The organism is Mesorhizobium sp. M2A.F.Ca.ET.042.01.1.1 (genome assembly GCF_003997405.1).
GTDB lineage: Bacteria > Pseudomonadota > Alphaproteobacteria > Rhizobiales > Rhizobiaceae > Mesorhizobium.
Map to the genome: position 1 here is coordinate 1 of NZ_RZRX01000242.1, position 9,983 is coordinate 9,983.

General features: G+C 64.7%; 12 protein-coding genes. 7 read left to right on the plus strand and 5 right to left on the minus strand.

The features are described from left to right. A partial coding sequence (locus EOA23_RS27415; RefSeq protein ID WP_145966496.1) for an MFS transporter occupies positions 1 to 724 on the plus strand: 724 nt, incomplete at its 5' end. Positions 725 to 806: 82 nt separating this feature from the next. Here the strand turns inward: EOA23_RS27415 and EOA23_RS27420 are convergent. Next, complete coding sequence (locus EOA23_RS27420; RefSeq protein ID WP_127306443.1) at positions 807 to 1,271, minus strand: MarR family winged helix-turn-helix transcriptional regulator; 465 nt, start codon at positions 1,269 to 1,271, stop codon at positions 807 to 809. A 186-nt stretch (positions 1,272 to 1,457) separates the two neighbouring features. Between EOA23_RS27420 and EOA23_RS27425 the strand changes: the two genes are divergently transcribed. Then, positions 1,458 to 2,252: an SDR family oxidoreductase gene (locus EOA23_RS27425; RefSeq protein ID WP_127306444.1), complete on the plus strand. Its 795-nt coding sequence runs from the start codon at positions 1,458 to 1,460 to the stop codon at positions 2,250 to 2,252. Positions 2,253 to 2,255: 3 nt separating this feature from the next. Here EOA23_RS27425 and EOA23_RS27430 read toward each other — a convergent pair whose 3' ends face one another. Beyond that, positions 2,256 to 2,825: a LysE family translocator gene (locus tag EOA23_RS27430; RefSeq protein WP_127306445.1), complete on the minus strand. Its 570-nt coding sequence runs from the start codon at positions 2,823 to 2,825 to the stop codon at positions 2,256 to 2,258. 99 nt (positions 2,826 to 2,924) lie between these two features. On the opposite strand from EOA23_RS27430, the gene EOA23_RS27435 reads away from it, so the two are divergent. Further along, positions 2,925 to 3,791, plus strand: coding sequence for a LysR substrate-binding domain-containing protein (locus tag EOA23_RS27435; protein WP_127306450.1), 867 nt, complete (start codon positions 2,925 to 2,927; stop codon positions 3,789 to 3,791). A gap of 57 nt (positions 3,792 to 3,848) precedes the next feature. Here EOA23_RS27435 and EOA23_RS27440 read toward each other — a convergent pair whose 3' ends face one another. The 3 genes from EOA23_RS27440 to EOA23_RS27450 all read right to left on the minus strand — a co-directional run bounded on the left by EOA23_RS27440 (position 3,849) and on the right by EOA23_RS27450 (position 6,833). Beyond that, positions 3,849 to 4,499 (minus strand): dihydrofolate reductase family protein, encoded by a 651-nt coding sequence (locus EOA23_RS27440; protein ID WP_127306446.1) that lies wholly within the window; start codon positions 4,497 to 4,499, stop codon positions 3,849 to 3,851. A gap of 96 nt (positions 4,500 to 4,595) precedes the next feature. Then, entirely contained in the window at positions 4,596 to 5,438 is an 843-nt protein-coding gene (locus tag EOA23_RS27445) for an rRNA adenine N-6-methyltransferase family protein (protein ID WP_127306447.1), read from the minus strand. Positions 5,439 to 5,474: 36 nt separating this feature from the next. Further along, entirely contained in the window at positions 5,475 to 6,833 is a 1,359-nt protein-coding gene (locus EOA23_RS27450; RefSeq protein ID WP_127306448.1) for an Nramp family divalent metal transporter, read from the minus strand. Positions 6,834 to 7,055: 222 nt separating this feature from the next. Between EOA23_RS27450 and mntR the strand changes: the two genes are divergently transcribed. The 4 genes from mntR to EOA23_RS27470 form a co-directional block, all read left to right on the plus strand. Beyond that, positions 7,056 to 7,514, plus strand: a complete 459-nt coding sequence (mntR, locus tag EOA23_RS27455) for a manganese-binding transcriptional regulator MntR (RefSeq protein ID WP_042647014.1) — start codon at positions 7,056 to 7,058, stop codon at positions 7,512 to 7,514. A 94-nt stretch (positions 7,515 to 7,608) separates the two neighbouring features. After that, a complete protein-coding gene (locus EOA23_RS27460; protein WP_126059848.1) occupies positions 7,609 to 7,797 on the plus strand; it encodes a hypothetical protein in 189 nt (62 codons plus the stop codon). Between the two features lie 176 nt (positions 7,798 to 7,973). Further along, positions 7,974 to 8,888, plus strand: a complete 915-nt coding sequence (locus tag EOA23_RS27465; RefSeq protein ID WP_127306449.1) for a neutral zinc metallopeptidase — start codon at positions 7,974 to 7,976, stop codon at positions 8,886 to 8,888. Between the two features lie 165 nt (positions 8,889 to 9,053). Beyond that, on the plus strand, positions 9,054 to 9,983 hold a 930-nt coding region (locus EOA23_RS27470), incomplete at its 3' end, for an MFS transporter (RefSeq protein ID WP_145966497.1).

A 9,983-nucleotide genomic window follows, 5' to 3' on the forward strand; every position in this document is an offset into this window, starting at 1 on the left:
GGTTGCCGGCTGGCGCGGCACGTTCTTCGCCATCGCCGCGCTCGGCGCGCTGTCGGGCGCGATCCTTTGGTGGCGGCTGCCACGCGGCATCATCGGCACCAGGCTGCCGCTGAAGCGCAGGCTGGCTGCGGCGCTGCGCCCCGGCGTGATGCCGATCCTTTTGACGACGGTGCTTGCGCTGGTCGGCGCCTTCACCGTCTTCGCCTTCATCGCGCCTTTGGCCATTCAGGGGGGCGGGCTCTCGCCGATCGCGCTGCCTGGCATGCTGCTCGCCTTTGGCGTCGGCGCCGTCATTGGCAACATCGCCGGCGGCCAAGCCGCCGACCGCTTCGGCGCGACCCGCACCGTCGCCTGGTCGCTGACACTGTCGGCCGCGATGCTCGTCACCCTCTCGCTGGTCCCGACCTTCCTGCCGCATTCGATCGCCGGACCGGCGCTGATGGCCATGATGGTGCCGTGGGGCATTGTCGGCTGGGCCTTCCCGCCGGCGCAGGCGAGCCGCATCCTCAAGATCGCGCCCGACGCCGCGCCGATCGTGCTGTCGCTCAACGCTTCAGCGCTCTATTTCGGCGTCGCTTTGGGCGCGGTGGTTGGCGCCGCGGTGCTGCGCTTCGGCGCGCCGGCCGATCTCGGCCTCATCGCCGCGGTGTTCCCGATCATCGGGCTTGGCATTGTGTTGGCGGGGCGGATGTTTGCCCGGCCCGTGGCGATGCCCGCGGAGTAAGACGTGCCGATATTCAGGTGAGTCCGGCCTGACCTGAGTCAGCACGTCTTCACAGCTGAAGAATTGATCGGCGGCCGCTTTCTCAGTTCGAGGAGGCGGCCGCTGGCATTTCCAGATCGAGATCGGCCACCACATCCAGCGCCGCGCGCAGCTTGGCCGCCTGCTCCGCGCCGAGCTTCTCCTCGAATTGCCGCTGGGCGACGCTCCAGAGCTTGAGCGCCTCGTCGAGCTTGGCCTGGCCTCGTGGCGTCAGCCGCACGCGCTTGACGCGGCGGTCGTCCTTGTCCGGAAAGGTCTCGACATAGCCGTCGCGGATCAGCGGCTTCAGCGTGTGGCCGAGCGCCGAGAGGTCCATGATCAGCGCCTCGGCGATGGCGCCCATCGCCGGCTCATCGCTGATGTGGATCTGGAAGAGCATACCGAACTGCGTGCTCTTCAGACCTGTTGGTCCCAGCGCGTCGTCATAGAAGCGGCCGAGGCTGCGCGCGGCGCGGCGCAGCGTGGCGTTGTTGCAGTCGCTGAATCCGGGCTTTCGAGCTTCGGTCATGATCACTCCTTGCCGGCGCAAAGACGCGCCAGCCTGCCGCAGAAATAGTTTTTGCCGCTGCCGTTGACAAGATAGTGGCATATACCTACTTCGGCAAAAGTGGCATATGCCACCAATCCAAATCAGGCTCGGCGGATGAACTGACCATCGGCGCCGAACCAGCGAAGCGAACAAAGGAATAGGACAATGAGCACGAAGGACAACAAGGGCACGGCCGTCATCACCGGCGCGTCCTCAGGCATCGGCGCGGTCTATGCTGACCGGCTGGCAGGGCAGGGCTACGATCTAGTGCTGGTGGCGCGCCGCGCCGACCGGTTGCAGGAGGTGGCCGACAGGCTCGCCTATGCCTATGGCCGCAAGGTTCAGACGATCGTCGCCGATCTCTCCGTCGACGCCGATCTGCGCCGCGTAGAGCAGGCGGTCGCGACGGATGACAGCGTGACGCTGCTGATCAACAATGCCGGCGTGGCCGGCCTGGAAACGATCGCCGACGCCGATGCCGACACGGCGGAGCGCATGATCAAGGTCAATGTCATTGCGCTGACCAGGCTGACCCGCGCGGTGTTGCCGGATCTGCTCAAGCGCAATCGCGGCGGGATCATCAACATCGCCTCGGTCGTTGCCTATGGCATCGCGGTCGGCGGCATCTACAGCGGCACCAAGGCCTATGTCGCCAACTTCACGGAAGCGCTGCAGAAGGAAGTCGCCGGCACCGAAGTGAAAGTCCAGTCCGTCGTGCCCGGGCCGATCCGCACCGAATTGTGGGACGTCTCCGGAATCAGCCTCGACAGGATCAATCCGGACTGGATCATGAGCGCCGAGGATCTGGTCGACGCGGCACTTGCCGGCTTCGCCCAGGGCGAGACAGTCACCGCGCCCGGCCTTGCCGACGCGGCCGGGCTGACGACCTATCTCGGCGCCAGGGACCAGTTCTTCGGCAGCCTGTTCTCCGGCAAGCCGGCGGCGCGCTACGCGGTCTGACCTCTATGAAGCTGGCCGCCACATCTGCAGGATGGAGGCGGCCAGCAGCAGGCCGAGCACGACGTTGAGCGCCCGCCACTGGCGCTCCGTCTTGAGCAGGCGGGCAAGCAGAGTTCCCGCCACACACCACAGCGACAGCGAGAGGGCTGCGGCCAGGCCGAAGACTGCGCCGAGCAGCAGCGCGAGTTGCAGCGGACCATCCGCCAGTGCCGCGAAGGACGCGGCGGCGCCCAGCCCCATCGCCCAGCCCTTGGGGTTCATCCATTGGATGCCGGCGCCGCCGAAAAAGCTGTTCGGCCTGGCCATGCTGATGTCGAGGTTGGGCGGACCGCTGCGGCCGATCTTGATGGCCAGCCAGATCAGATAGAGCGAGCCCGCTATCTTCATCGCGAGCTGGAGTGATGGCACGGCGGCTAAAAGTCCAGCCAGCCCGGCCGCGCTGCCGGCCATCAGCGGCACCGAGCGGCGAAAGCCGAATTGGGCGCCGGAGGCGGTCGACAATGTCGTGGCGATGCCGGGCGTCGAGGTCGAGATCAGCGCGAACAGGACCAGCGGGATGATGGTTTCGGACATGCGGGCTTCCCAGTCGAGAAGCCGGCATGCTTATGCGCTTCGCGGCATCAGTAAATGCAATGTTTGATATGGTTTGCATTAGAGAATATTATGGAAGCCATGATCCGCGATCTCGACACGACCCTCATCCGCACCTTCGTCATGACAGCCGACAAGGCCAGCATGACGGCGGCGGCCAATGCGCTCCACCTGACGCAAGGCGCCGTCAGCCAACAGATCAAACGGCTGGAAGATGTGCTGGGGCAAAGCCTGTTCGAGCGCGACCGCCGCGGTCTGAAGCTGACCCGTTCCGGCGAGCGGCTGCTCGACAAGGCCAGGCGCCTGTTGCAGCTCAATGACGAGATCCTCGCCGAAATCAGGGGTGGGGTGGTTGCCGGACAGGTGCGGATCGGCGTGCCTTACGATCTCGTCGGCACGCTGCTGGCGCCCGTGCTGAAAGCCTATGCCGAAGCCTATCCGCAGGTGGAGATCTCGCTGGTCTGCGCCTCGTCGCCGGAGCTCGCGGCGGCCCTGGCGGCGGGCACGATCGACCTTGCCGTCATCGAGGAGCGCGTCGGCCGCAGCGCCGGCGAATGCCTGCTCGTCGACCGGCTGGTCTGGGTGGGCGCCAAAGGCGGCGCGGCACGCCTGAAACGGCCGCTGCCGGTTTCGATCGTCGCCGACACCTGCGCCTTCCGCCCGGCGGTGCTGGCGGCACTTGCCGAGCATGGGCTCGACTGGCGCACGGTGTTCGAGAACGGCAACATCGATGCGACGACCGCGACGGTGCGCTCCGACCTTGCCGTGACCACCTGGCTTGCCTCGACCGTGCCGGCTGATCTCGACATCCTGTCCGATGCCGGTCTTCCGCCGCTGCCGAATTTCTCCGTCAACCTGCACCTGCCAAAGCATGCCACCGCGCCAGCGGCAAAGGCTTTTGGCAGCCACATCCGCGAGGGTCTGGCGCGCCATCGCCAGGCGGCGTGAGCATACTTTCTTTTCCTCTCGCCCGCATTGGCGGGGGAGAGGAAACAAGCCTGGACGCTACTTCCAGGTCCTGCGCCGTTCGAGCTCGGCTTGCGAAGGCTCCTGCTGGGCAAACGAGCCCGTGCGGATTTCGCCCGCGCGCTCATAGGTCGCCATGATGACGCCGGTGGTGGTAGCCTGGGATTTGACGAGCTTGAAGGCTGCCGGGACCGCGTTGTCGCCGAACAGCCGCTTGCCTTTGCCCAGAAGCAACGGGAAGATCATCAGCCGGATCTCGTCGATCAGCCGGTTGGCAAGCAGGGTCTTGATGAGATCGCCGGAGCCCTGGATGAGCAGGTCGGGCCCGTCTTCCTGCTTGATCTCCTTAAGCCTGGCAACGATATCGGGGCCGAGCGACTGGGTGTTCTGCCAGGTCAGAGAATCGGGCCGATGCGTGGCCACATATTTGGTCGTGGGGTTGAAGACGTCGGCGATCGAATCCTTCTGATACGGCCAGTAGGCGGCGAAGATGTCGTAGGTTCTGCGGCCGAGCAGCAGGTCGAAGGGGTTGGAGAACAGTTCCTCCATTGCCGTGCCCGCGACCTCGTCGAAGTAGTGGAACGTCCAGCCGCCGAATTCGAAGCCGCCGACCGGGTCCTCTTCCGGTCCGCCCGGCGCCTGCATGACGCCGTCGAGGCTGACGAAGGTGGCGGCGATGATCTTGCGCATAGTCTTTCTCCCTTTGGCTGGCCCGCGCCCGTCACGGCGGGATTTCGAGCTAAGGACGAACGGCAAGGCCGCTTTCCGACACGGCCCCGCGAATTTCTACCGCGTGTTGTCAGCGCGAATGGTGCGTGACGAGAACCAGACATCGCCGAAGACGGCGGTGGCGGTGCGGTCGGGCGCCTTGTCTTTTCTCAGCCAGATCGAGCGGGTGCGCGCGGCGCGCTCGCGGGTCGGTATTTTCGCGCTAGGCTCTACAGTGGAGGCGCCGACGCAAGGGATGAACCACGAGCCCATGAAGGGCCGGCACGCGAAGCCATTTTCCAGGCGGGTTATGAGGACCGCGAGGCCGACGGTTTCGGAGGGACGCCACGGAAAGATCATGCGGCCGCCGGGCGTCAGCGCTCCCAACCATGCGGCGGGCGGGGCGACGACGCCGGCATTGACATAGATGATGTCGGAGGGGGGCAGCGGATTGGCGACGGCGTCGGCCTGGACGATTTCGACATTGTCGTAAGCCGCAAGGTTCGCTTTGGCGCGCGCGGCAAGATCGGCCTCGATCTCGAAGGCGGTGACGCTGCCGCCCGGCTCGACCAGCTTAGACAGCAGCGCCGTGTAATAGCCGGTGCCGGCGCCGATATGCGTGACGGCCTCGCCCGGCTTCGGCTCGACCTTGCCGAGCCACATGGTGTGCAGGAGCGGCTCGCCATTGTTGATGCCCTTGTCGGCATCGAGCACGACGAGCACGTTCTGATAGATGTAGGTCGGATCGGCGCTCGGCGTCTCGAACCGGCCTTCTCCGGCAAAGACGGTCCATGGTCCCTGGCCGAGAAAGGCCTCACGCGGTACCGCGGCGAAGACCTCCTCGATGCGCGGATCGGCCGACCGCGCCTGCGCGGCCATCAGCCTGGCATAGAATCTGCGGGCTTCGTCCGGTTCTGACATAGCGCCAAGATAGCGCGCGCGGCTGGAATGTCGCGATCAGCCGGCGAAGGTATCGTAGAGCAGCTTGAAGTTGAGAACGAGGATGACGGCCGCCACCACCCAGGCCAGCGCTGCAACGCCGCGCGGTATGGCGAAACTGCCCATCTTCTTCTTGTCCGACACGAACTGCACCAGCGGGATGACCGCGAAGGGCAGTTGCATCGACAGCACCACCTGGCTGAACACAAGCAGCTCGGCCGTGCCTTTCTCGCCGTAAAGCGCGGTAACGACCACCACCGGGACGATGGCGATGCCGCGCGTCAGCAGGCGCCGCGCCCATTGCGGGATGCGCAGGCGCAGGAAGCCCTCCATGACAATCTGGCCGGCGAGCGTGGCGGTGACCGTCGAGTTGAGGCCGGAGGCGAGCAGCGCGACAGCGAACAGGATCGAGGCGATGCTGAGGCCGAGAAGCGGCGACAGCAGCTCGAAGGCCTGGCCGATCTCTGCGACGTCGTGATGCCCGGTGTTGTGGAAGGCGACTGCCGCGACGATCAGGATCGAAGCGTTGACGAACAGCGCCAGGATCAGCGCGATCGTCGAATCCGTCGTCGCCCATTTGATAGCGTCACGCTTGCCGGTCTCGGTGCGTTCATAGGCGCGGGTCTGCACGATCGAGGAATGCAGATAAAGGTTATGCGGCATGACCGTGGCGCCGATGATGCCGATGGCGATGTAGAGCATCGCCGGATTGGCGACGATTTCGGATGACGGCACGAACATCGAATGCAGGATGGTGCCGGCCGGCGGTGCGGCGACGAAGATCTGGATGGCAAAGCAGCCGAAGATGATGATCAGCAGCGCGACGACGAAGGCCTCGAGATAGCGGAAGCCCCTGTTCATCAGCAGCAGCACCAGGAAGGCGTCGAGCGCGGTGAGGATGGCGCCGCCGATCAACGGAATTCCGAACAGAAGCTGCAGCGCGATCGCGGTGCCGATGACCTCGGCGAGGTCGCAGGCGATGATCGCCAGCTCGCAGGCGATCCAGAGCACGAGGTTGACAGGGCGAGGATAATAGGCGCGGCAAGCCTGGGCGAGGTCGCGGCTGGTGGCGATGCCGAGGCGGGCGGCGAGCGCCTGCAGCAGGATCGCCATCAGGTTCGACAGCATGATGACGAAAAGCAGCGTGTAGCCGAACTGCGCGCCACCGGCGAGGTCCGTCGCCCAGTTGCCGGGGTCCATATAGCCGACCGAAACCATGTAGCCCGGCCCCATGAAGGCAAACAGGCGGCGGAACCAGACGCCGGTCCGCGGCACCGCGATCGAGGCGTTCACCTCGCGCAGGCTGGGCTGCTCGTCGTCCGGCCTGTCGAATCGCCATGCGGGTCGGGCTACGGTTGCTGCATCGGCATCGGACATGGGATTTCCGCTGGAATTGTCGAACGTGCCCCTTATCTATGCCACAGCTCAACATTATGCAATATGCTATATTTCATTGATCATGCTTTCGTGATCCGCGAGAGCAAGTTCCAGGGCGGGCGGCGGAAACGCCGGTTGCGCCCGCGCGGGAATGCAAATAAACGGCCGGGTCATCAGGGGTTTCGTGCTATGGATGCGATCCCGATTCAGGAGGAGCGCATATTGGCGCTTAGGAACAAACCAGTTCGACGCGAGGAGCCGCTTCCCGATGCCGAAATCCATTCGGAAGGATTCCGGCAGCAGCGCCAGGCGCGCCGCAGCGCGCTGGTCGAAGACTATGTCGAGCTGATCGCCGACCTGATCGAGGACGGCAACGAGGCGCGGCAGGTGGATATCGCGGCAAGGCTCGGCGTTGCGCAGCCGACGGTTGCCAAGATGCTGACCAGGCTCTGCGCCGACGGGCTGGTCTCGCGAAAGCCCTATCGCGGCGTGTTCCTGACCGAGACCGGCCGCAAGGTCGCGGAGGAAAGCCGCATCCGCCACCAGACAGTGGAAGCCTTCCTGCGCTCGCTGGGCGTCAGCGCCGAGACGGCGCGCATCGACGCCGAAGGCATCGAGCACCATGTCAGCGCCGAAACGCTGGACGCTTTCCGCCGGGCGATGACGCATCGCCAGGCGTAGAGCTCGATCCATCCGAGCGCTTGAGAGCGGAACCGACTGATCTTCGCCGCATTACTTTCCACATCCCGCGATTATCGCGCTTAGGGAGGAAGCAATGGGCATCGAACAGGCACCGACCGCCAAGGGAAGGCAGGCGGCCAGGGAATTGCGGCAGGCCGCCGCCGGAGACGAGCGCAAGACCGAAGCCGAGACCGGCCATCCGCTGAAGAAGGGCGCTGCACGTTTCGAGGAACGGTCGAAAAGTTCGGACGGCAAGAGCGCCGGCGCCAAGCAGAAAAGCTGAGGTTTTCAGCCGGTTTATCGGGAGTGGAAATTAACCAGCCGATCGGAGTTTCCTCCGGCCCGCGCATTTTTCGGGCGCGAAAAATTCTGTGACTTGGGCTGGCCGTTGCGATAGTTGTCAGCACGGGGCGGTCGCGGGCCAGCCCCTCCAGGACATTCGCATTGCGAGGAGTTGCCATGCTTTGGAGAGGCCGTCGTCAGAGCGACAACATCGAGGACGAGCGCAGCGACAGCGGCGGTGGCGGCGGATTGGGTGGCGGCGGTCAGTTCCGCGTCCCGATCGGCGGCCGCACCGGCGGTGGCGGCAGCATCCTCCTGGTCGTCCTGGTTGTGCTCGCGGGATGGTATTTCGGCTTCGACCCGTCGCAGATCCTGGGTGGCGGCGACGGCGGCTTGCTGCCGGGCGGCGGCGGCCAGATCACCGAGACACAGGACAATGGCAACGCGCCCGCCAATGACGAGATGAAGCAGTTCGTCGCGACCGTGCTTGCCGATACCGAGGACACCTGGACCGGCATTTTCAAATCCCAGGGGTTGACCTACGAGGACCCCAGGCTGGTGCTGTTCAGCGGCCAGGTTCGTTCGGCTTGCGGTTTCGCTTCGGCGGCGGCCGGGCCGTTCTACTGCCCGGGCGATCACAAGGTCTATCTCGACATGACCTTCTTCCAGCAGCTCGACCAGCAATTCGGCGCTTCCGGCGAGTTCGCGCGCGCCTATGTGGTGGCGCATGAGATCGGTCATCACGTGCAGAACCTCACCGGCATCATGGGCAAGTTCAACCAGATGCGGCAGGGCATGAGCGAAGTCGACGCCAACCAGCTGTCGGTGCGCATCGAGCTTCAGGCCGATTGCTTCGCCGGGGTGTGGGCGCATTTCACCCAGCAGAAGGGCATTTTGGAGCAGGGCGACATCGAAAGCGCGTTGAACGCGGCCAAGCAGATCGGCGACGATACGCTGCAGAAGAAGATGCAGGGCTATGTCGTGCCGGAAAGTTTCAACCATGGCACTTCGCAGCAGCGGCAGACCTGGCTGGCGCGGGGCTTCAAGAGCGGCAAGCTGTCCGACTGCAATACGATGAGTGGTCCGATCTGAGGTGGCACTGCCGCTTCATTTTCCGAGACAGTCCGTGATCCGTGCCAGCTGGCAAGTGGTGTCAGCATAAGGCATTTGCGTTCGTTCGCGGATTGTTCTCATCGCTGACCTCGCCTATAAGGTCCGTCCCGCCGTGCCCCAGGGCGGATGGAGGAGCTTGTCGCCATGATCGACCCGGAAACCGCCAAGCGGGGCCTTGCGCTCGTTTTCACGACGCTTTTGCTCGACATCATCGGCTTCGGCATCATCATGCCGGTGCTGCCGGCCTATCTGGAGGAACTGAGCGGCGTCAGCGTCAGCGAGGCCGCCATCGAGGGCGGCTGGCTGTTTTTCGTCTATGCGGCGATGCAGTTCTTCTTCGCGCCGATCATCGGCGGGTTGAGCGACCGCTTCGGGCGCCGGCCGGTCCTGCTCGCCTCGGTGCTGACCTTCTCCATCGACAATCTGATCTGCGCCATTGCCTGGTCCTATCCGATGCTGTTCATCGGCCGCGTGCTCGCCGGCATTTCCGGCGCCAGCTATTCGACGACATCGGCCTTCATCGCCGATATCTCGAACGACGAGAACCGGGCGAAGAATTTCGGCCTGCTCGGCATCGCCTTCGGCGTCGGCTTCGTCATTGGCCCGGTGCTGGGCGGGGTGCTCGGCACGTTCGGGCCGCGTGTGCCGTTCTATTTCGCCGCCGCGCTTGCCTTCGTGAATTTCCTGATCGCGATGGTGTTCCTGCCGGAAACGCTGGACGAAAAGCACCGTCGGCCCTTCGAGTGGAAGCGCGCCAATCCGGTCGGCACGCTGATCCAGATGCGCAATTATCCGGGCATCGGCTGGATCGGGCTGGTGTTCTTCCTGATGACGCTCGGCCACATGATGTATCCGGCGGTGTGGGCGTTCGTCTCCAACTACCGCTATGGCTGGAACCAGCAACAGATCGGCTTCTCGCTCGGCGCCTTCGGCCTGTGCGGCGCGATCATCATGGCGACGGTGCTGCCGCGGATCATTCCGAAACTCGGCGAGTGGAAGACGGCGGCGATCGGATTGACCTTCACCGCGCTCAGCGCGTTCGGCTATGCGTTCTCGACGCAGGGCTGGATGATC